This window comes from Mesorhizobium sp. M8A.F.Ca.ET.207.01.1.1 (assembly GCF_004794715.1).
In the GTDB taxonomy this organism is placed as follows: Bacteria; Pseudomonadota; Alphaproteobacteria; order Rhizobiales; family Rhizobiaceae; genus Mesorhizobium.
In genome coordinates, this window is the sequence record NZ_SRUS01000002.1 from 13,222 (window position 1) to 34,093 (window position 20,872).

Genomic DNA, 20,872 nt, shown 5'->3' on the forward strand with positions numbered 1-20,872 from the left:
TTACGGCAGGTGCGCAAGCAAGGTGGCGAAGACAGGGGTCAATTCATCGACCGGGCTCGCCTTGGCGCAGGCCTGGACAATGCGCTCATGACGTATATCGGCGGCCAGCATCGCGATCTCCAGCATGTCTGGCTCCGGCGCGCCGTCGCGGCCGGTTGTCGCCAGGCCGCAAGCCAGGACGACCGGCGCCAGGCAGCTTATATCGAGCGCCCGGCCGCCAGCAGCATTCGATTCCGGCGCGGCTTCGCCAAAGCGGACCGGGCGCTGGTTGAGCAATTCGATCAAAAGCCCCGCGCAGGTGGCCGCGATTGCCTGCAGTCCGGCACCCGGCGCGGCCAGCGCGGCCAACAGATCGCCATGGCGCTTGCGCATGGCCGCGTGGACGGCGGCAAAACCGGCTTCATGGATACGGGCATTCTCGATCTTCAGCCCGGCAAGCACGGCCTTGCTCAGATAGTACATGTCGCGCCGGAACAGGCGCTCGGCGTTCAATTGCTGGTCTTCGTCCCCGGCCGGAAAATAGGTGCCGAGACCTTTGACGGTCGTTCCATCGACGCTTATCGGGCGTTCATGCGGGACGAAGGATTCGGCGATCGACAGCGCTTCGTCGACGGCGCTCGCGGCATGGCTGAGCAGGCCTTCGATGCCTTTGCCCGGAAACGGCGGAAGATGGCTGGTGGCTTCGCGCAGGGCGCTGGCGTCGCCGCTGCCGTCATGACGGCTCTGGCGGATGATGTCGCGGACTTCCCGCAGCCGGTCCTTGAGGTTGACGCGGACGTCTTCGGAGATTTGTCGGAGCATCGCGGTTTGCCTCGAATGTGCCGTGCGGGGCCAGCTGCAGTAGGGCGGCCACCGACTCTACATTGGTCCTATCGATTGGTAGATCAATAGGCGATACTAGACCAGCACGCAGCATCGGCGACGGCGCGCGTCCGCCGCCGCGGGGGAGGGATGATTTGGCCAGGGGACGACAAATCGAGGAAAAGGGGGCCGAGGAAAGGGGGGCCACCGAAAGGCGGGCAGGAGCCGAAGCGACCGAGCCGGTCATCAGCGAGAGCCGAACGGACCGCCTCAGGATCCGCGCCGCCTGGATGTATTTCGTCGAGCAGATGACGCAGAACGAGATCGCCGATGTGCTTGGCGTCGGCCGCGTCACCATCGTGCGCATGCTGGCGGAGGCGCGGTCGCGCAACGAGGTCAAGATCACCATCGAGAGCGAGCTTCTGGAGATCGTGCGGCTGGAGCGCGCGCTCGAAAGGACCTTCGGGCTGCAGCAGGCGCTGGTGGCGCCGTTGACCGCGGCCAATGCCGATCCGATCCCGGCGATCGCCGCCAAGACCGGCATGTTCCTGTCCGACGCGATGAAATCCGGCATGCAGGTCGGCGTCGGCTGGGGCAATACGCTGTTCCACACCTTGCCGTTCATCAGCGCCAAATCGCTGACCGATTTCAAGGTGATTTCGCTGCTTGGTGGCGTCGGCGTCGCGCGCCGGGTCAACCCGGCCGAGTTCGCGTGGCGCTTCGCCCAGATTTTCCAGGGCGATGGCTATCTGATGCCGACGCCGGCCGTCGTCGACAGCGTCGAGACCAAGATCGCGCTGGTCGAGCGCTGCGGCCTGCAGGAGGTTTTTGAGATGGCCGACGCGCTCGATGCCGTTCTGCTGAGTGTCGGCGGCATCGCTTCGGCCACCACCTTCTCGCGCGGCGGCTTCCTCAGGGAAGCGGACCGCGAGGCGCTGCTGGCGCGCGGCGCCGTCGGCGACCTTCTGTTCCATTTCTACGACCGCAATGGCGATCTGGTCGACCATCCCGTCAACAACCATGTGATGTCGGTGGATGTCGACCGGCTGCGCAAGGCGCCGATCCGCATTCTGACCTCCGGCGGCGCGGAGAAGACCGACGCGCTGCTCGGCGCCATGAATCTGATTGCGCCGACAATCCTGATCACCGACGAGGAAAGCGCAAGGCGTATGCTGAATGCGGTCAGCGAAAGCTGAACGATCCCGTGATGTAGTCCGGCCAGGCCTTGTGCTCGCCGAAAACAGCGGCGAGGTCAGGCGCGCCGGCCAGGATCCCACCCAATACCAACGCGGTGGCGATGCCGACACCATTGCCGCCTGCAATATCGTGTTCGACGCTGTCGCCGACGCAGACCACCCTGTGGCGGTCCGGCTCGCCGGCCAGTGCAAGTGCGGCATCGAAGATCGCCGGATAGGGCTTGCCGATGCGGGTGACGCCGCCGCCCAGGTTCTCGTAGAGATCGGCGATCTCGCCGGCGCCGAAGCGGGGTCCGACCGCCGTCAGCATGATCCTATCGGGATTGGTACAGAAGCACGGCACTTGCCGCGCCGCTGCCGGGCCCAGCAGCCGGCGATAATGGTCGAGGTCGTGGCGGTCCCCCTCACTGGCCGAGATCAGCACCAGCTCGGCGTCCTCGCCGGCCTCTGTCAGCGCGAAGGGCAGGCCTTCGATCGCGCTGCGGTCGCCGTCGCGGCTGATCAACAGGCATTTCGTGCCGGACCGCAACACTCCTGCCGCCGCCATGTCATGGAAACGTCGCCACGCTACCTCGCCGGAAGACACAAAATGGTCCCAACTGCCGGCCTCGAAGCCGAGCTTCAGCAGGCGATCCTCGTTGGGCCGGGCGCGCTTGCCGGAATTGGAGATCAGCACCACGGTCTTGCCGGCGCGCTTCAGCGTGGACAATGCCTCCGCCGCACCGGGATACGGAGCTTGGCCGTCATGCAGCACGCCGAACTGGTCGAGCAGGAAGACCTGATAGCGTTGCGCCAGCGGCCCGATGCCGTCGAGACGTTCGACCTTTTTCATATTCATAGAAGCCCTGCCTCGCTGGCGCCTTTCAGCGCCAGCCGTGCCGTACCGGCGGCGGCCTCGTCCGACAATGCCGGCAGGAACGCGACGCCGAGCTTGCGCTGCCGGATCGCGCTCCATACCGGGTTGGCGGCGCCGCCGCCGACGCTGCGAATGGAGGTCAGGGCCGGCGCGCCGAGTTCGGCCAGCCTGCCGTAGCCAAGCGCTTCGATGGCCGCCATGCCCTCGAACATCGCCTTGAGGTAATCTGCATCGTCAGCAGGCCGTGGGGTGAGACGCGGCGGCAAGGCCGGATCGGCGATCGGGAACCGCTCGCCCGCCGTCCCAAGCGGATAGTAGTCGAGGCCGGTCTCGGTCGTGGGGTCGATCATCGCGCTGAGTTTGATGATCCGCGCGAGCGGAAAATGCTGCGCCAGCACCTTGCCGCCGGAGTTCGAGGCGCCGCCTGCCAGCCAGGTGTCGCCAAGACGATGGCTGTAGATGCCAAAGCGCGGCGCCGAGATCGGCCGGTCGGACAGGATCTTGATGGTCAGCGAGGACCCCAGCGCGGTGACGCCGTCGCCCGCCGCCGTGGCGCCTGTCGCCAGGAACGAGGCACAGCCGTCCGTGGTGCCGGCAACCACGACCACATCGCGCGGCAGGCCGAAAAGCGCGGCGGCGGCCGCGGTGAGGGTGCCGATGACGTCGCCCGGCTCGACGACATCAGGGAGCAAATCCATGCGCATGCCGGTGGCTGCGATCCAATCCGGCCAGCGGCGCGCCTCGACGTCGTAACCGGTCTTGAGCGCATTGTTCTCGTCGCTGACGTCGAAGCACCCGGACAGGTTGCCGGCGATCCAGTCGGCCTGGTGCAGCACGGCCGCTATGCCGGGCAGATGCTGGTACCGGAGCGCCTTGGCCAGGCCTGAAGTCGCCCCGTGGGCGGCGCTCGCTTCCGGCGCCGCGCGGGCGATCGCGGCCAGGATGTCGCCGTCATCGACCTTGTCGTTGTACATCAGCGGCTCGGCCAGAGGCCGCCCATCAGCGTCGACCGGCAGCAGGGTGCCCGATGTGCCGTCGATGGCGATGGCGCGGATCGCGGCGCGGTCGACGCCCGAAATCAGTTCCGTCAGCGCCGCCTGGACCGCCTGCCACCATGCCGAGGGGTCGCGTGGGTTCTGGCCGAATTTGTCGAGCCGGACAGCGGACTGGCCGGCAATGGAAAAATCCTGACGCATGGCGACGGCGCGGGCGCCGGAGGTGCCGATGTCGATGCCGACGACAAGTGGCGTCATGTCGTCCCTCGCTAGGCCGTGCCGGCCGCATTGAGCTTCTGGCGATACTGCTCGGCGTCCCAGTTGACCAGTTCGTCATTCTCGGCGGCGGTGAGATAGTTCAGCCGCGCCTTGCCATCGACGCGCGCGGTCACGTCGGCAAGGCAACGCTGCATGGCGTCGGCACCGGCGCCGGCGTCGCCGCGCATCAGCACGCCGGCGCCGGGAAACAGGATCGCCACGGGTGCCGCGCCGAGCCGCGCGGTGACGCCGGCCACGTTCTCGCCCGGCCTCGCAACCACCGAGCCCTGGCCTAGAAAGATGACGTGGTCCGGATAAAGGCTGCCGCCCTCGGCCATATCCAGGCTTTCCGAATCGAGCGCGACCGCATGCGCTTCGACATCCGCCGGCAATCGGTAGTCGCCGGCGAGCGCCGTCAAGGCGGCGATATCAGGCGGGGCGGTGGCGCGCGCCGGCCGCGCCAGCAGCGACCGGACGCGGTGCAGCAAAGCCTCCGCCTCGGCGACGGTTTCGGCAGCAACCACCAGCCCGTGATTGCCAAGGATCAGCACGTCGACCCCGGGCCGCAATTTCGCGGCAATGCCGCGGGCGAGCGGCAGACCCGGCCGGAAATAGGGCACCCAGGCCCATTCGATGCCATCCAGCCGCCTGGCGACCTCGGCCTCGCCATCTGCTTGCACGGCAAGCGAAATCGTGTCGACGCAATGGACATGCAGCACCACGCGTTGCGGCATCAAGGCATGCACGGTGGTCTCGATCGACGGGCGCAGGCCACGCGGATTGAGGTCTTCGATGGCGAAGGCCTGTGGCCTGTCGGCGGTTGGATCGCGCTGTTCGACGGCCTCGAGCAGCGGTGCCATCGCCACCGGCACCATGATGTCGGCGCTGAGCGCATCCTTCAGCCAGGTGCCCGAGGCCTTGATCCACAGCGTGTCGCCGGCCTTCAGCGAGGTGTTGCCGCCCGCCGCCTGCGTCATGTGCGGGTTCAGCCCGATGCTGGCCGAAAGCGCCCGCAAGGCGGCCAGTTCCTGTGCATCAGCTTGGGTTGCCACGGCGCCTTTCCTCCAACGTTTGCATGCGATCCCGTCACCGGGTCGCTGCTGGCGCTGATATCGCAGATATGAGCGATCTGCGTCAACAGTGATCTACTATCATCAAAACAAGCTTGCAATCCGGCTAGTGTTGATTAAGTTGCACCAATTGCCGTGGGAGATGGCGTCAGGGAGGAAGGGTTGAGCGACTTCGGCCGCCAGCGTCAGATCGTCGAACTGCTGCGGGACCGCCCGTTCGCCTCCGTGCGCGAGCTGCAGGAGCGGCTCGGGGTCTCGGCGGCGACGGTCCGGCGCGATATCGACCGGATCGACGAGGCCGGTGAAGCCCGCAAGGTCTATGGCGGCATTTCTGCACTCGACGGGGCTTCGCATGCGGGCGTCGCCTATGCCCGGCCCTATGACGAGAACCGTGACCTTGCCGTCGAGGCCAAGCGGCAGATCGCAGCCGCCGCCGCGACCATGGTGCGCGATGGCGATGCGGTCATCGTCCATGGCGGCTCGACCTGTTTCCATCTCGGCGTCAAGCTCGCCGACCGCAACATCCGGCTCTACACCAATTCGATGCCGCTCGCGGCCTATCTCAGCGACCATGGCCATTGCAGCCTGACCGTCGCCGGCGGTGACCTGCACCGCGAGCCCGGCATCATCCATTCACCGACCCAGGCGACGCCCTTCTATGCCTCGAAATTCTTTCTCGGGACGCAAGGCCTCAACCAGGAAGGGCTGCTGGAATCGCATCCGCTGCTGGTGCGCTCCATCGTCGATCTCAGCCTCTGCGCCGATCAGATCGTGGTGCTGGCCGACAGCCGCAAACTGTCGATTCACGCGCGCAATGTCGCGCTGCCGCTGTCGCGCATCGGCACGCTGGTGACCGATGACGGGCTCTCCGATGCCGACGCGCGCATGCTGGAGGACGCCGGCGTCATGGTGCGGATCGCTTCGACCTCGGGAGCCCTCGCGTGAACGTGGCGGTGCTCGACTTCGGCAAGACCAACTCGAAGCTGTTCGTCTTCGGCCAGGACGGGCGCATTCTGGACGAACGGCGGACGCAGCCGAAATGGGTGCAACAAGGCGGCTTCAGCGTACTCGACGAGGCAGCACTCCATGACTGGGCGTTCGGCGCCGTCACCGACGCGGTCGAAAACCATGGTGTGGAAGGGGTGATGGTATCGGGCCATGGTTGCACCTTCGCCCTTGTCGACGGCAAGGCGCTGACCCATCCGATCCTCGACTACGAGCAGGAGCCGCCGGCCGAAATCGCGGTGCGGATCGACCACCGCATCCCGGATTTCGCCGAAACCTTCTCACCGCGCCTGCCGCTCGGCTTCAACTATGGCCGCCACATGCTGTGGCTGCAGCAGGTCGATCCCGATGCGTTTTCGAACGCGACATCAATTCTGGGCTATCCCCAGTACTGGAGTTGGCGCCTCGGCGGCAGGCCGGTCTCGGAAGTCTCCTATCTCGGCTGCCATTCGCATTTATGGGCGCCGCGCGAACGTGATTTCTCCTCGCTGGTCGACGCCGAGGGCTGGCGCGGCCAGATGCCGGCTTTCGAACGTGCCGGCGCCGTCATCGGCGAGCAGCGCTTCGGCAATACCGAGCGATCGATCGCCATCCACAATGGCGTCCACGACTCCAATGCGGCGCTGTACGCCTATCGCCGGCAAGGGCTTGGACCGCTGACCGTCGTCTCGACCGGCACCTGGGTCGTCGTGCTCAATCCGGACTGTCCGCTCGAGGCACTCGACAGCGAGCGCGACATGCTGGTCAATGTCGACGTCGACGGTGGCCCGGTGCCGACAATACGATTCATGGGCGGGCGCGAGTTCGCCGTCATCAGCGGCGGCTGGCAAGGCGCGATCCCGCTAGGCTCGATACAGCAGGCGCTCGACGCCGGTCTCATGGCACTGCCGAGTTTCGCGCCGGGTGGACCGATATCGGACCGTAGCGGCGAAATCATCGGCGGTACGCCCAGCGCCGCGCAACGCGCGGCGGTGGCGTTGCTCTACGTTGCGCTGATGGTCGACCTTTGCCTCGATCTCATCCATTCCGAAAACACGGTGATCGTCGATGGCGGGCTGAACACTGGCGGCCTGCTTGCCGGGCTGCTGGCGCAGCTGCGTCCGGGCCAGACCTTCCTGCAAGGCGCCTCGTTGGAAGGCAGCGCCACCGGTGCCGCGGCGCTCGCCTTCGAGAGCCTGGGACGCGACTTCGCCGCCGAGCCGCCGGAGCCGGTGCGGGCGACGCAATTCGGCGGTCTTGCCGGCTATCGCGAGGCCTGGCGCGACCGCTTTGCCGGGCACGGTGCCGCCGCCAAGGCAGCGGGTGGTGCGCGATGAGCGCGGCAGTCCAAATGCAGACGACACGCCAGCCGGTGCTGGAGATGCGCCACATCTCGAAGACCTTCGGCGCGATCCGCGCCCTGCAGGACGTCTCGCTCAGCGTCCACGCCGGCGAATTGCACGCGCTGATGGGCGAGAACGGCGCCGGCAAGTCGACGCTGATGAAGGTGCTGTCGGGCGCCTATCGGCCGGACCCCGGCGGCGAGATCCTGATCGATGGCGCGCCCGCCGCGACCGGCGATCCGATCAAGGCTCGCGCGGCCGGCATCGCGGTGATCTACCAGGAGCTGTCGCTGGCGCCGAACCTGACGGTGGCGCAGAACATCTTCCTCGGCAACGAGCCGCGGCGCTTCGGCGTCGTCGACCGGGACCAGTGCAACCGGCGCGCCGCCGAGATCGTCGACCGGCTCGGCGTCTCCTTCTCGGCGCGTGCCCTGGTTTCCAGCCTGTCGCTCGGCGAGCGCCAGCTGGTCGAGATCGCCCGGGCGCTGTCGACCAATGCGCGCATCATCGTCATGGACGAGCCGACCACGTCGCTGACCTCGCGCGAGACCGACCGGCTGTTCGAGGTGATCGCGACGCTGAAGGCGCAAGGCATCGCCATCATCTACATCAGCCATCGCATGGAAGAGGTCTACCAACTCGCCGACCGCGTCAGCGTGCTGCGCGACAGCGGCTATGTCGGTACGCTGGAGCGCGCCGACCTCAACGCCTCGCGCCTGGTGTCGATGATGGTCGGCCGCGATCTCTCCGCCTTCTACAAGAAGGATCATCGCCCGCCGGACGAGAAACGCGCCGTGGCGCTCTCGGTGCGCGGCATGTCCGACGCGCACTTGCTGAAGAACTGTTCGTTCGACCTCCACCACGGCGAGGTGCTGGCACTGGCCGGCCTCGTCGGCTCGGGCCGCACGGAGCTTGCCAGGCTGATCTTCGGCGCCGACAAGCGCAGCGCCGGCACGATGGAACTCGACGGCAAGGCCGTGACCATCGGCTCGCCGCGCGAGGCGCTCGATGCCGGCATCGCCTACCTCACCGAAGACCGCAAGGAACTCGGCCTGTTCCTCGACATGTCGATTTCGGACAACATCAGCATGGGCGTGCTGGCCAAGGACGCACGAGCCGGCGGATTTCGCGATTTCGCCGCCGCCGACAGGAGAGCGGCGAAGGCCATTGCGGACCTCTCCATCCGCACCGGCTCGGCACAGGCCAACGCCGGCTCGCTGTCGGGCGGCAACCAGCAGAAGGTGCTGCTCGCGCGCCTGCTGGAGACCGAGCCGAAGGTGGTCATCCTCGACGAGCCGACCCGCGGCGTCGATGTCGGCGCCAAGTCGGAAATCTACCGGCTGATCGACAACCTCGCCAACAAGGGCATCGCCATCCTGATGATCTCCAGCGAATTGCCCGAGGTGATCGGCGTCGCCGACCGCGTGCTGGTGATGCGCGATGGCGCGATCGCTGGCGAGGTGACGGCATCGGAAGGCGAGCCGCTTCGTCAGGAAGCGATCATGGAACTTGCGACGGGAGCGTCTCAGCGATGACAGACAGGACGACCGGGACGAAGAGTGTGGATCAGGCGGCGGTCAGGAGTCGGCGGCTGCGCACCGCGCTTGCGGCCCTTGGCATGCTGCCGGTGCTGGTGCTGCTGGCCGCTGGCTTCCAGTTCATCAATCCGCGCTTTCTGACCGGCACCAACCTGCTGATCGTCACGCAGCAATCGTCGATCAACATCGTGCTTGCCGCCGGCATGACCTTCGTCATCCTGACCGGCGGCATCGACCTGTCGGTCGGCTCCATCCTTGCCGCCTCCGCGATGGTGGCGGTGCTGGTGTCGCTGGTGCCGGACTGGGGCCTGCTCGGCGTGCCGGCGGCCATCCTGGTCGGCCTTGGCTTCGGGCTCATCAACGGGTTGCTGGTCGCCTATATCAGGCTGCCGCCGTTCATCGTGACGCTCGGTTCGCTGACCGCCGTGCGCGGCGTTGCCCGCCTGCTCGGGCAGGACACGACGGTGTTCAACTCCGACCTGCCGTTCGACTTCATCGGCAACGGTTCGGTGCTCGGTATCCCCTGGCTGGTCATCATCGCGCTGTCGGTGGTGGTGCTGTCCTGGCTGGTGCTCAAACGCACCGTGCTCGGCACCTGGATCTACGCCGTCGGCGGCAACGCCGAGGCTGCGCGGCTGACCGGCATCAAGGTGCCTCTGGTGCTGCTCTTCGTCTATGGCGTTTCCGGGCTGCTCGCCGGCCTTGGCGGCGCCATGTCGGCGGCCCGGCTCTACGCCGCCAACGGCCTGCAGCTCGGACAAAGCTATGAACTCGACGCCATCGCCGCCGTCATCCTCGGCGGCACCAGTTTCGTCGGCGGCGTCGGCTCGATCTGGGGCACGCTGATCGGCGGGCTGATCATCGCGGTGCTCTCCAACGGGCTCATCTTGGCCGGTGTCTCGGACATCTGGCAATACATCATCAAGGGATTGGTCATCATCGTGGCGGTCGCCCTCGACCGCTACCGGCTCCAGGCAGGGGCAAGAACGTGAGTGACCTGGTCGCCGGCATCAACGACCGGCTCGTGCAACGCACCGTGAGAGGCGCGGTGCATCGGAGGAAGTAAGCGTAATGAAGATCATCACCAGACTGCTCTGCGGCGCCGCTTTCGCGGCCGTCGCCATCGCGCCGGCATCGGCCAAGGACCTCAACAAGGTCGGTATCTCGGTCGGCCTGCTCGGCAACCCGTTCTTCGTCGCCACCATCAAGGGCATCGAGGATGCGGCCAAGAAGATCAATCCGAAGGTCGAGGTGACATCGGTATCGGCCGACTACGACCTCAACAAGCAGGTCTCGCAGGTCGATTCCTTCATCGCCGCCGGCGTCGACGTGATCATGCTCAACGCGGTCGATGCCAAGGCGATCGCACCGGCTGTGAAGAAGGCGCAGGCCGCCGGCATCATCGTCGCCGCCTTCGACGTTTCGGCGCCGGGCGCCGATGTCACCGTGATGACCAACAACGTCAAGGCCGGCGAGGAAGCCTGCCAGTACCTGGTAGACCACACGGGCGGCAAGGGCGACTACGTCATCCTCAATGGACCGGCGTCGTCGTCGATCCTGGAACGTGTGAAGGGCTGCAAGAACGTGCTTGCCCAGCATCCCGACATCAAGATCCTGTCCGACGACCAGAACGCCGAAGGTTCGCGCGACGGCGGCCTGAAAGTGTTCCAGTCGCTGCTGACCCGTTTCGACAAGATCGACGCGGTGTTCGCCATCAACGATCCGACGGCGATCGGCGCCGAGCTCGCCGCCAAGCAGCTCAATCGTTCGGAGTTCATCTTCACCGCGGTCGACGGCGCGCCGGATATCGAGAAGGAACTTTCTTCCGGCAAATCGATGATCAAGGCTTCGGCCTCACAGGATCCCTATGTGATGGCCGGCCAGTCGCTGACCATGGCGGCCGATCTGCTGGCCGGCAAGAAGCCGGCGGAGGCCACCGTGCTGCTCGACCCGAAGCTGATCACGGCCGAGAACCTGAAGGACTACAAGGGCTGGACCGCGGCCCGCTAAGCCTCCCAAGGCTGGTGCGGCCGGCGCGATCCGGCCGCATCCATTGTCCCACCTCAATGCCGGAGACGATCATGTCGCGCATCGGAATCCATTCTTTCGTCTGGTCGGCAGGCTCGGCGCAGCACGAACTCGAACGCACGCTGGCCAATACCAAGGAGGCCGGTTTCGACCTGATAGAATTCTCCTATCTCGACCCCGCCGATGTCGATATTGGCGGCCTTGCCAAACGCATCGCCGATCTCGGCCTCGGCGTGGCGATCAGCATCGGGTTGCCTGGTGATGGCGACATATCGAGCGCCGACAAGGCGATCGCCGCGCGCGGCGTCGAGATCCTCAACCAGACCGTCGCGTTGACGCGCGACCTTGGCGGCAGCAAGGTCGCCGGCATTCTGTCGACCAGCCATGGCCTGCAGGTCGAGGCGCCGACACGCGATCAATGGAACCGCAGCGCCGCGGCGCTGGCCAAGGTTGCCGAGACGGCGAAGGCGGCCGGCATCACGCTCAACCTGGAAATCGTCAACCGCTTCGAAAGCAATCTGCTCAACACTGCCGCGCAGGGCCTGGCGTTCATCAAGGACACCGGGTCGGACAACATCTTCCTGCATCTCGACACCTTCCATATGAACGTCGAGGAGGCCGATCTCGGGCTCGCCATCCGTCACGCGGCAGCCAAGATCGGCTATGTCCATATCGGCGAAAGCCATCGTGGCTTCCTCGGCACCGGCAATATCGACTTCGCGGCGATTTTCGATGCGCTGACCGCAATCGGCTACGCCGACGATCTCAGCTTCGAATCCTTCTCCTCGGAGATCGTCGACGAGAACCTGTCGAAGAAGACCGCAATCTGGCGCAATCTGTGGACCGACAATATGGCGCTCGCCAAACACGCGCGCGCCTTCATCGGCCTCGGACTGGAGACGGCGCAACGCAAGGCTGAACTCGTCTCGGCGCCGCATAAACCGTAGCGACTCAAGGTCGGCACGGCAACGGGAGGCATGCCCGGATGCGCGGCCGCGCCTGTTTCGCATGGCGCGGCATTGCTCCCGTCATGTGCATCGGCTATCCGACCTCGAACATATGAAGCAAACGGAGCCCGGCATGACGAACAAGACCATTCTCAAATTCGGCGCGGTCGAGCACGCGGAAGCCGACGATCTGCCTGGCTGGATCGCGGTCGAGGGCCAGCCGACCATGCAGACCGCCGTCCAGCACACGACCGCGGATGGCAAGGTGATATCGGGCACATGGCGGGCGTCGCCCGGCACCTATCATGCGACCTACACCGATTATGAGTTCGTGCACATGATCGCCGGCCGCATCATTATCACGCCCGACGGGGGCACGCCGATCGAAGTGGGCCCCGGCGACGCCTTCGTAGTGGAAGCCGATTTCAAGGGCACCTGGAAGATCATCGAGCCGGTGACCAAGCATTTCGTCGTCCGGGTCGGCTGAGCCGGCCTGATCGCATTCGCGCATGAAAAATCCCGCCATGGTTCGCCATGGCGGGATTTTCGTTTGCGGCATTGGTTTCGACGGGTTGTTCCCTCGTTCAATGACCAGATGCATCGTAATGGGCCAGCACGTCTGGCACGGCATTTGCTGCTGTGGCGAGGCGGCCACAAGGCCGTCCCCATCCAACGGTTGGCAACGATGCATTTTCGTCAGTTTCTCATCGGAATGACCGCAACGTCGGCGTCCGTCGCGCTCGCGGCCTATTTCAGGACGGGTTCGCCATGGGTCGCCCTTGCATGGGCCGCCGCCAGCGCAACCCTGCTGCAAGCCGGCTACTTCATGCTGATCGTCAGGGAGATCTGTCGGCCGGCCGTCCCGGAAAGAACAGCGGCAAACCAGGATGCACGCCAGCCCGAGGTTCGGCTGCCGGTGCGCCTGCTTACGCTCGTTGCGATCACCATGCTGGCCAGCGCGGCGATGACGCAGACGACCCTTGCCGATGACGATGATACTTACTTCGACTGCGTCATCGGCAAGGCCGAGGCGATCATGAAACGGCAAACGCACAGGGATGCCGAAGCAGCGCTGGGGAAGGCCTATGCGCTGTGCCAGCCGATGGAACCGTCCCAGGAAGCGTTCTTGTCGCCCGGACCTGCCGCAACTGGTTGAAGTCGTTGACAATCAATGAGGGTTGTTTGCAATACGGTGCGACGTGGTCACCGCGAAAATCAATTCCAACCCTCTGATTTCGTTGGTGATCCCGACAGGAATCGAACCTGTGACCTACAGATTAGGAATCTGCCGCTCTATCCTACTGAGCTACGGGACCACGCGGCCCGACACATAGCCGCTTCGGACCGTTTCGCCAAGAGGCCGGCCGAAGGCAATTCGGCCGGCGCTTTACATGCATCAGGCGGCTAGCGCCGTCTCCGCCAGTTTTACCCAATAGCTCATGCCGTGCGGGATGGCTTCGTCGTTGAAGTCATAGGCCGGGTTGTGGAGACCGGCGGTCTCGCCATTGCCGATGAAGATGAAGGCTCCGGGCCGGGCTTCCAGCATATAGGAGAAGTCCTCGCCGCCCATCACCGGCTGGATCGCGCGGTGCACCTGGGCATCGCCGGCCACGTCGGCGGCCACGTCGCTGGCGAACACCGTCTCATCCGCATGGTTGAACGTCACCGGGTAATTCGCGTCGTAGTCGACCTCGATCGTCGCGCCATAGGCGGTGGCCAGCCCCGCGCAGATCGCGCGGATACGCTCTTCCGATTTCTTGGCCACCTCCTTCTTCAGCGTGCGCACCGTGCCGGCGATCTCGGCCGATTCCGGGATGATGTTGTAGGCGTCGCCCGCGTGGAACTTGGTCACCGACACCACCACGGCCTCGACAGGATCGGTGCTGCGCGAGGCGATCGTCTGCAAGGCGCCGACCAGCTGGCTGGTGATGACGATCGGGTCGATCGTGCCGTGCGGCATCGCCGCATGGCCGCCCCGGCCTTTCACGGTGATGGTGAATTCGGCGGTCGCCGCCATGATCGGGCCTGGACGGATGGCGAACTGGCCGACCGGCAGGCCGGGCATATTGTGCATGCCGAACACTTTGGCGATATCGAAGCGCTCCATCATGCCGTCCTTGACCATCTCGTTGCCGCCGCCACCGCCTTCTTCCGCCGGCTGGAAGATGACCGCCACGGAGCCCGTGAAATTGCGCGTCTCGGCGAGATATTTCGCCGCGCCGAGCAGCATCGCGGTGTGGCCGTCATGGCCGCAGGCATGCATCTTGCCCGGAACGGTCGACGCGTAGGGCTTGCCGGTGATCTCCTTGAGCGGCAGGGCGTCCATGTCGGCGCGCAACCCGATTGTGGGGCCTTCCCCCTGACGGCCGCGGATGATGCCGACGACGCCCGTCTTGCCGAGGCCGGTCACCACATCGTCGCAGCCAAACTCTTTCAGCTTTTCGGTGACGAAGGCCGCCGTCTTGAAGACATCGAAGTTCAGTTCTGGCGTCTGGTGCAGATGCTGTCGCCAGCCAGCGACTTCGTCCTGCATTTCGGCGGCGCGGTTCAGGATTGGCATGATGGTTCCATTTCGTTGTTGGTGCAGCCGGCTTCAGCCCGATGTTTTGGAATTGTGATTGTCAGGCGCTTTGCCATGTTGGCGTCACATAGGGTAAATAGCACCGCAATAATGCGGTCCGGTTTTTGAGGGTCGGATCCTTATGCTGGCGGTCACGTAACGAAATCTTACGGAGCCAGGGGCAATCAGGGCAAGAGGCGATTTCGGATTCGATCATGCGGCACAGGCATTTCCTCAAACTATTCCCGGCTGGCGCAATCATGCTGTCGGTCCTGGCTGGGCCGGCGCTGGCCAATCCGGTGGTGGTCTTCGACCTCAAGAGCGGCCAGATCCTGCAGCATCAGGATGCGTTCAAGCGCTGGTATCCAGCCTCGCTCAGCAAGCTGATGACCGCCTATGTGACCTTCAGGGCGATCGCGGCCGGGGAAGTCCAGCTCGATTCGCCGATCAAGGTGACCAAACATTCCGCCGGCGAACCGCCGAGCAAGATGGGTTTCAAGCCCGGCTCGGTGATGCGGCTCGACAATGCGCTGAAGATGATGCTGGTCAAATCGGCCAATGACATCGCCATGGCGGTCGGCGAGAATGTCGGCGGCTCGCAGGCAGCCTTTGCCGAAAGGATGAACGCCGAGGCGGCCCGGCTCGGCATGAACGGCACCCATTTCGTCAACCCGAACGGGCTTTACTCGCCCGACCAGTATACGACGGCGCGCGATCTCTCGATCCTGGTGATGGCGATCCGCCGCGAGTTTCCGCAATATGCGCCGTGGTTCTCGATCGAGGGGCTCGCGGTCGGCAAGAAGGCCATTTCCAACTACAATCTCCTGATCGGCCGCTATCCCGGCGCCGACGGCATGAAGACCGGCTTTGTCTGCCCGTCCGGCTTCAACATGATCGGTTCGGCGACCCGCAACGGGCGTACGCTGGTGGCGGTGGTGCTTGGCGAGAAGTCGGCGATCAGCCGTGCCGAAACCGCGGCCAAACTGCTCGATCAAGGCTTTGACGCGCCTGCCGCCGGGTCGACCACCGTCACCACGCTGGCGCCCTACGGCGATCTGATCTCGCCCAACGACATGCATGACGAGGTCTGCAAGAAGAAGACGAAGGCGGAGCAGTCCGAGGCGCCGCCAGCCGTCGCCGCCAAGGACGTGCCGAAATCGCCCTATCGGGAGAAGCTCGACCATGTGCCGACACTGGTTGCCGTCGGCCTCGGCGGCGCCACCGGTCCGGCGCCGAAAGCGATCCTCGACGAGGGCGCGCAGGAATATGCCGACGTGCCGATTCCGCCTTGGCGGCCCGACAAACCCGTACCGGCCGGCACCGGTCCGAAAGTCGTGGGTGCCGCCGCGCAAGGCGACCAGCCGACCAAAGCCGCGAATTAACCCGATGAGCGGTTTCCCGATACCCGTCTCGGTGCTGACCGGCTTTCTCGGCGCCGGCAAGACGACATTGCTCAACCGGCTCCTGAAGGATCCGGCCTTGGCCGACACCGCGGTCATCATCAACGAGTATGGCGAGGTGGCGATCGACCACCTGCTGGTCGAGCAGGCCTCCGACGGCATCATCCAGCTTTCCGACGGCTGCCTGTGCTGCACGGTGCGCGGCGAACTTGTCGACACGCTGGCCGACCTGGTCGACCGGCTGCAGACCGGCCGTATTGCCCGGCTTGCCCGCGTCATCGTCGAGACCACGGGACTGGCCGACCCGGCGCCGGTGCTGCAGTCGATCATGGGCCATCCGGCGCTGGTCCAGGCCTTTCGGCTCGACGGCGTCATCACCCTGGTCGATGCGGTCAACGGCGATGCGACACTCGATGCCCATGTCGAGGCGGTCAAGCAGGTTGCGGTGGCCGACCGTATCGTGCTCTCCAAGGCCGATCTGGTCGCTGATCCCGGCGATCTCGAAACGCTGCGGGCGCGCTTGCGCCAGATCAATCCCGGGGCTCAACTGCTCGATGTCGGGGAGACGAAGACCGGCGTGGCGGCGCTGTTCGACTGCGGCCTCTACAACCCGGCGACCAAGTCCGCCGATGTGCGGCGCTGGCTTGGCGAAGAGGCTGCGCATCACGACCATGATGACCATCATGGCCATGATGATCACGAGCATGACCATGCCCATCGCCACGATCAGCGCGTAAAAACCCATTCGCTGGTGCATGACGGGCCGGTCCCGTTTTCAGCCATCGAGATGTTTCTCGATCTCCTGCGTTCCACGCATGGCGATCACCTGCTGCGCATGAAGGGCGTCATCGAATTGCAGGAGGATTCGTCGCGGCCCTTGGTCGTGCATGGCGTGCAGAAGATCCTGCATCCGCCGGTGCGATTGCCGTTCTGGCCGGACAGCCAGCGCGGCACGCGGCTGGTGCTGATCACGCTCGACATGCCGGAAGACTATGTGCGCCGGCTGTTCGCCGCCTTCACCAACCGGCCGTCGGTCGATACGCCCGACCGCGCGGCGCTGGAAAACAACCCGTTGGCGATCGCCGGACTGTAAATCTTTCGATTATTGCTCGCCGCGCTCGACCAGAAAGCGATGGCCGCCTGAAACCGACGCTGTTTCGATCAGCTGGTGGCCGGCATCCGAGCAGAAGGCGGGGATGTCGATGACGGCCAGCGGGTCGGTGGTTTCCAGCCAGAGCCGGCTGCCCGGCTGCATGCCGGCCAGCCGCTTCTTCGCCTTCAGAACGGGCAGAGGGCAATTCAGCCCCTTCAGATCATAGACGGTGTCGCTGGCCACGGCGATCAGCCGCCGAACATGCCGAGCAGCTTGTTCTTCAGCTTCGTCACCCGGCTCACGTCCGCGCTGGCGGCCTGCGTTTCGGCCGGCTGGGCTTCCGTCGGAGCAGCAATGGTCGCAGTGGCGACGGGAGCTTCCTTGGCGGCCTTGGCCGCTTCCTTTGCAGCCACGGCTTGCGCCTTGGCGGCTTCCTTTTCTGCCAACGCCTGCGCCTTGGCGGCTTCCTTGGCCTGTTTGGCGGCCTCGATGGCTGCCAGCCTCTGCTCCTCGGCCTTCTTCTTGGCCGCTTTTTCTGCGTCGAGCGCCGCCATCTTGCGGCCGGCGGGCGAATCGATGCGGCCCATGCGCGCCGTCTCGGTCACCGAACCGTCGGTGTTGAGCGATGGCGGGTCGATCGGCACGCGTTCGCCACGGGCCCGGCGCTTGGACCAGTCGGAGACGATGCTGGCTTCCTTGATGCCGGCGATGGTTGGCTTCGGCGGCGGCACGCTGGCCTTGAGCGCGCCGTTGAACGCTGCATCGTAAGTGCTCTGATAGGCGTTGTAGGCGCTCTTCAAGGAATCCGGTTGTGTGGTCGCCGGGCACGCGCCGGTCGGGTCGAAGGTCTGGCCGTCGGCGGCAACCTGGTTGAAGACGTAGCGCTTCTCGCAGACGTCGACCTTCGGCGGCACCTTGGTGACTTCGAAATTGTCGTAGCCGACCTTCAGCATCTTCCAGAACTCATAGTTCGGGTCGTTGCGGTAGCGCGCCATGTTGGCCGCGGTCATGCGGAACGGAAAAGCCTGGATCTGGAACTCGGTCTGGCCACCCTGAAAGGCGTCGCGGCCGAAGGCATAGATCTGCTCGATCTGTGCGTCGGTCATCGAATAGCAGCCCGACGACGAGCAGGCGCCATGCACCATCAGGTTCTGGCCGGTGCGGCCATTGGCGCGGTCATAGGCGTTGGGGAAGCCGATGTTGAAGGACAGATGGTAGTTCGAGCGCGGGTTCATCTGCGATGGCCGAACCGTATAGAAACCTTCCGGCGCCTGGCGGTCGCCCTCGGTGTATTTCGGCCCGAGCTTGCCCGACCATTTGCAGATATCGTAGCTCGCCACCATGTCGTAGCGGCCATTGGTCTTGGCTTTCCAGATTTCGAGCTTGCCTTCTTCCTTGAAGATACGGGCCATCACCGAGGAGGTGCGGATCATGCCCTTGGCCTTCATGTCGGCCAGGATCTTGTCGGGCAGCGGCTTGTTGGCTTCCGGGGCAAAATCCTTCATCGACGAATCATTGCAGCCGGCAACGACTATCGAGGCAATGAGGACTCCGGTGCGGGCAAACTTGGCAAACATGGATACGGCTATGTCTTTTTCCTCGGTCCATGGCCTCAAAGCGGCTGGACCCGTATGCTGAACACCGACGGACCGTAAGCCCGTTAACCTTGAAAATTCCTTACCGCAAGCTTCGACAAACCCCTCACGGTAATTTCATTGAACCGAATCCGGCGGCATTTTTGTGGCGAAAGCGCTCATTGCCGCCACATTGCCGTGGGCACGGGGCTTCGATGGTCCCATTGTGCCGTCAGACGGTCAGAGGCTGCGGCCCATCGCCAGGTATTTCTCGCGGCGCTGTTCACGGAAATCGGTGTTGGCGCCGGCGAATTCCTTCATCGTCTTGGCGATGAGGTCGCCGGTCGCGGCTATCACCGTTTCGGGCGCGCGCTGGGCGCCGCCCATCGGCTCGGGGATGATGGCGTCGATGATCTTCAGTTCGAGAAGATCCTGCGCGGTGATCTTCATGTTGGTCGCCGCGTCCTTGGAGCGCGTCGTGTCGCGCCACAGGATGGAGGCGGCACCCTCGGGCGAAATCACCGAATAGATGGCGTGTTCGAGCATGTAGACGCGGTTGGCGGTGGCGATCGCGATGGCGCCGCCCGAACCGCCTTCGCCGATGACGACCGAGATCGACGGCACTTTCAGGCCAAGGCAGGCCGAGGTCGAGCGGGCGATGGCTTCGGCCTGGCCGCGCTCCTCGGCGCCGACGCCGGGATAGGCGCCGGCCGTGTCGACCAGCGTCAGCAGTGGAATCTTGAAGCGGTCGGCAAGTTCCATCAGCCGCACCGCCTTGCGATACCCTTCAGGACGCACCGAGCCGAAATTGTGCTTCAGCCGGCTCGCCGTGTCCGAGCCCTTTTCCTGGCCGAGGATGGCGACAGGTTCGCCGCGGAAACGGGCAAAGCCGCCGACGATCGCCTGGTCCTCGCCGAAATTGCGGTCGCCGGCGAGCGGCGTGAAGTCGCTGAACAGACCCTTGATGTAGTCGACGCAGTGCGGCCTGTCGGAATGGCGCGCCACCTGAACCTTCTGCCATGGCGTCAGTGCCTTGTAGAGTTCGCGCAGCGCGTCGCGCGAACGCTTCTCGAGCCTGGTGATCTCGTCGGCGACATCGACCGCCTCGCCGTTCTCGGCAAGCTTCTTGAGCTCGAGGATCTTGAGCTCAAGATCCTGCACCGGCTTTTCGAAATCGAGGTAATTGTACATGCTTGAGCGGACCGATGCGTCGGAAGGCAAGGACTGCGGAACCGTTGAAACCAAGGCTCCGGGCGGTGAAATGTCGTCCTCACATAGCGATATGAGGCCTAGTCGGCAAGCGGATGATGATCGTTGACCAGCCGCACCAGCCGCTCCTCAAGCACGTGGGTGTAAATCTGTGTCGTCGATATGTCGGCGTGGCCAAGCAGTTGCTGCACGGCCCTGAGATCGGCGCCGTTCTGCAGGAGATGGCTGGCGAAAGCATGGCGCAGCACATGCGGCGATATTTTCGCCGAGGCGATGCCGGCCCTTGCTGCCAGCCCTTTCAGGTCACGGGCAAAGACCTGGCGCGAGAGATAGCCGCTGTCCGATGCCGCCGGAAACAGGAACGGGCTGTCGCCGAAGGCAGGCACCTTGGCCCGGGCGTCAAGCCAGCTCCGCATCGCCGAGCGCGCCTTGGCCGACAGCGGCACCAGGCGTTCCTTGTCGCCCTTGCCGCGCACCATGAAGAAACGGTCGTCGCGCTGCGCCACCGTCACCGGCAGGCCGACCAGCTCGGAAACGCGCAGACCCGTGGCGTAGAGCACTTCGACCAGCGCATGCAGGCGCAAGGCCGCCAACCTGTCGGCATGACCGAGCCCGGCATCGCCGGCTTCGTGCGCGGCGCGGTCGATCAGCCGGCCGGTTTCGGCCTCGCTCATCGTCTTGGGCAGTGGCCGACCCTTCTTAGGGCTGTCCAGCGTGCCGGTCGGGTCGTCGGCGCGCAGGCCTTCGGCATAAAGGAACTTGAAGAACTGGCGGATTGCCGACAGTTTGCGCGCCTGCGACGTCGGCGCGAAGCCGCGCCCGGCGATGTCGTCGAGATAGGCGCGGATGTCGGCGGCACCTGCGCGGGCAAGTCCGCCGTCGATCCCGTCGGAAGCATCCTCCAGATCGCGGCGATAGGAGGAAAGCGTGTTCTCGGCCGCTCCCCGCTCGGCGCTCATCATTTCCAGGAAGGCCTCGATACGGGCGGCGCTGTTCATTTCCTTGAGGCGGTTCCGAGAC

The 20,872-nt window shown here is 65.0% G+C and carries 20 protein-coding genes and 1 tRNA gene; 11 read left to right on the top strand and 10 right to left on the bottom strand.

The features are described from left to right. Nucleotides 1–801, bottom strand: coding sequence for a hypothetical protein (locus tag EN850_RS04915; protein WP_127279794.1), 801 nt, complete (start codon nt 799–801; stop codon nt 1–3). 245 nt (nt 802–1,046) lie between these two features. Here EN850_RS04915 and EN850_RS04920 point away from each other — a divergent pair, with 245 nt between their 5' ends. Beyond that, complete coding sequence (locus tag EN850_RS04920; RefSeq protein ID WP_245464457.1) at nt 1,047–1,997, top strand: sugar-binding transcriptional regulator; 951 nt, start codon at nt 1,047–1,049, stop codon at nt 1,995–1,997. Here the strand turns inward: EN850_RS04920 and EN850_RS04925 are convergent. From EN850_RS04925 to EN850_RS04935, 3 genes are read right to left on the bottom strand one after another with little or no spacing between them, the layout of a single operon-like run. After that, nucleotides 1,984–2,835: a TIGR01459 family HAD-type hydrolase gene (locus tag EN850_RS04925; protein WP_127279795.1), complete on the bottom strand. Its 852-nt coding sequence runs from the start codon at nt 2,833–2,835 to the stop codon at nt 1,984–1,986. The genes EN850_RS04920 and EN850_RS04925 overlap by 14 nt on opposite strands. After that, a complete protein-coding gene (locus EN850_RS04930) occupies nt 2,832–4,106 on the bottom strand; it encodes an FGGY-family carbohydrate kinase (protein WP_136090748.1) in 1,275 nt (424 codons plus the stop codon). The genes EN850_RS04925 and EN850_RS04930 overlap by 4 nt, the downstream gene beginning before the upstream one ends. Before the next feature lie 11 nt (nt 4,107–4,117). After that, nucleotides 4,118–5,158 carry a class II aldolase/adducin family protein gene (locus EN850_RS04935; protein WP_127279096.1) on the bottom strand — a complete coding sequence of 347 codons (1,041 nt, stop codon included), beginning with the start codon at nt 5,156–5,158 and terminating at the stop codon, nt 4,118–4,120. Nucleotides 5,159–5,338: 180 nt separating this feature from the next. Between EN850_RS04935 and EN850_RS04940 the strand changes: the two genes are divergently transcribed. The 8 genes from EN850_RS04940 (at nt 5,339) to EN850_RS04975 (ending at nt 13,172) form a co-directional block, all read left to right on the top strand. Then, nucleotides 5,339–6,121, top strand: coding sequence for a DeoR/GlpR family DNA-binding transcription regulator (locus EN850_RS04940; protein ID WP_127279097.1), 783 nt, complete (start codon nt 5,339–5,341; stop codon nt 6,119–6,121). Beyond that, entirely contained in the window at nt 6,118–7,497 is a 1,380-nt protein-coding gene (locus EN850_RS04945; protein ID WP_136090749.1) for an FGGY-family carbohydrate kinase, read from the top strand. The genes EN850_RS04940 and EN850_RS04945 overlap by 4 nt, the downstream gene beginning before the upstream one ends. Beyond that, nucleotides 7,494–9,038, top strand: coding sequence for a sugar ABC transporter ATP-binding protein (locus EN850_RS04950; protein WP_136090750.1), 1,545 nt, complete (start codon nt 7,494–7,496; stop codon nt 9,036–9,038). The genes EN850_RS04945 and EN850_RS04950 overlap by 4 nt, the downstream gene beginning before the upstream one ends. Further along, nucleotides 9,035–10,033 (top strand): ribose ABC transporter permease, encoded by a 999-nt coding sequence (locus EN850_RS04955; protein ID WP_127279100.1) that lies wholly within the window; start codon nt 9,035–9,037, stop codon nt 10,031–10,033. The genes EN850_RS04950 and EN850_RS04955 overlap by 4 nt, the downstream gene beginning before the upstream one ends. Nucleotides 10,034–10,112: 79 nt before the next feature. After that, nucleotides 10,113–11,051, top strand: a complete 939-nt coding sequence (locus tag EN850_RS04960; RefSeq protein ID WP_127872188.1) for an ABC transporter substrate-binding protein — start codon at nt 10,113–10,115, stop codon at nt 11,049–11,051. Between the two features lie 71 nt (nt 11,052–11,122). Further along, nucleotides 11,123–12,016 (top strand): sugar phosphate isomerase/epimerase, encoded by an 894-nt coding sequence (locus EN850_RS04965; RefSeq protein ID WP_136090751.1) that lies wholly within the window; start codon nt 11,123–11,125, stop codon nt 12,014–12,016. A gap of 133 nt (nt 12,017–12,149) precedes the next feature. Then, nucleotides 12,150–12,503, top strand: a complete 354-nt coding sequence (locus EN850_RS04970) for a cupin domain-containing protein (protein ID WP_136090752.1) — start codon at nt 12,150–12,152, stop codon at nt 12,501–12,503. 198 nt (nt 12,504–12,701) lie between these two features. After that, entirely contained in the window at nt 12,702–13,172 is a 471-nt protein-coding gene (locus EN850_RS04975) for a hypothetical protein (protein WP_245511775.1), read from the top strand. 83 nt (nt 13,173–13,255) lie between these two features. Here the strand turns inward: EN850_RS04975 and EN850_RS04980 are convergent. Both EN850_RS04980 and EN850_RS04985 read right to left on the bottom strand, forming a co-directional pair. Beyond that, nucleotides 13,256–13,332 (bottom strand) — tRNA-Arg (locus EN850_RS04980). An 80-nt stretch (nt 13,333–13,412) separates the two neighbouring features. Then, on the bottom strand, nt 13,413–14,576 hold the full coding sequence (locus EN850_RS04985; RefSeq protein ID WP_127872191.1) for a M20 aminoacylase family protein: 1,164 nt from the start codon (nt 14,574–14,576) through the stop codon (nt 13,413–13,415). Nucleotides 14,577–14,791: 215 nt separating this feature from the next. Between EN850_RS04985 and EN850_RS04990 the strand changes: the two genes are divergently transcribed. Together EN850_RS04990 and EN850_RS04995 are read left to right on the top strand one after the other, a co-directional pair. Beyond that, on the top strand, nt 14,792–15,958 hold the full coding sequence (locus tag EN850_RS04990; RefSeq protein ID WP_127279581.1) for a D-alanyl-D-alanine carboxypeptidase family protein: 1,167 nt from the start codon (nt 14,792–14,794) through the stop codon (nt 15,956–15,958). A gap of 4 nt (nt 15,959–15,962) precedes the next feature. Further along, complete coding sequence (locus tag EN850_RS04995; protein WP_136090753.1) at nt 15,963–17,069, top strand: GTP-binding protein; 1,107 nt, start codon at nt 15,963–15,965, stop codon at nt 17,067–17,069. Between the two features lie 9 nt (nt 17,070–17,078). On the opposite strand, the gene EN850_RS05000 is transcribed toward EN850_RS04995, so the two are convergent. From EN850_RS05000 to EN850_RS05015, 4 genes are all read right to left on the bottom strand, one after another. Beyond that, nucleotides 17,079–17,312 (bottom strand): sulfurtransferase TusA family protein, encoded by a 234-nt coding sequence (locus EN850_RS05000; protein ID WP_167531493.1) that lies wholly within the window; start codon nt 17,310–17,312, stop codon nt 17,079–17,081. A 5-nt stretch (nt 17,313–17,317) separates the two neighbouring features. Further along, the gene (locus EN850_RS05005; protein ID WP_136090754.1) at nt 17,318–18,646 is read right to left on the bottom strand and encodes a murein L,D-transpeptidase family protein; all 1,329 of its coding nucleotides are present in this window, start codon (nt 18,644–18,646) and stop codon (nt 17,318–17,320) included. A gap of 237 nt (nt 18,647–18,883) precedes the next feature. Next, complete coding sequence (locus EN850_RS05010; protein WP_127872194.1) at nt 18,884–19,834, bottom strand: acetyl-CoA carboxylase carboxyltransferase subunit alpha; 951 nt, start codon at nt 19,832–19,834, stop codon at nt 18,884–18,886. Nucleotides 19,835–19,932: 98 nt separating this feature from the next. Next, nucleotides 19,933–20,850: a site-specific tyrosine recombinase XerD gene (locus EN850_RS05015; protein WP_136090755.1), complete on the bottom strand. Its 918-nt coding sequence runs from the start codon at nt 20,848–20,850 to the stop codon at nt 19,933–19,935. Nucleotides 20,851–20,872 lie beyond the last annotated feature (22 nt).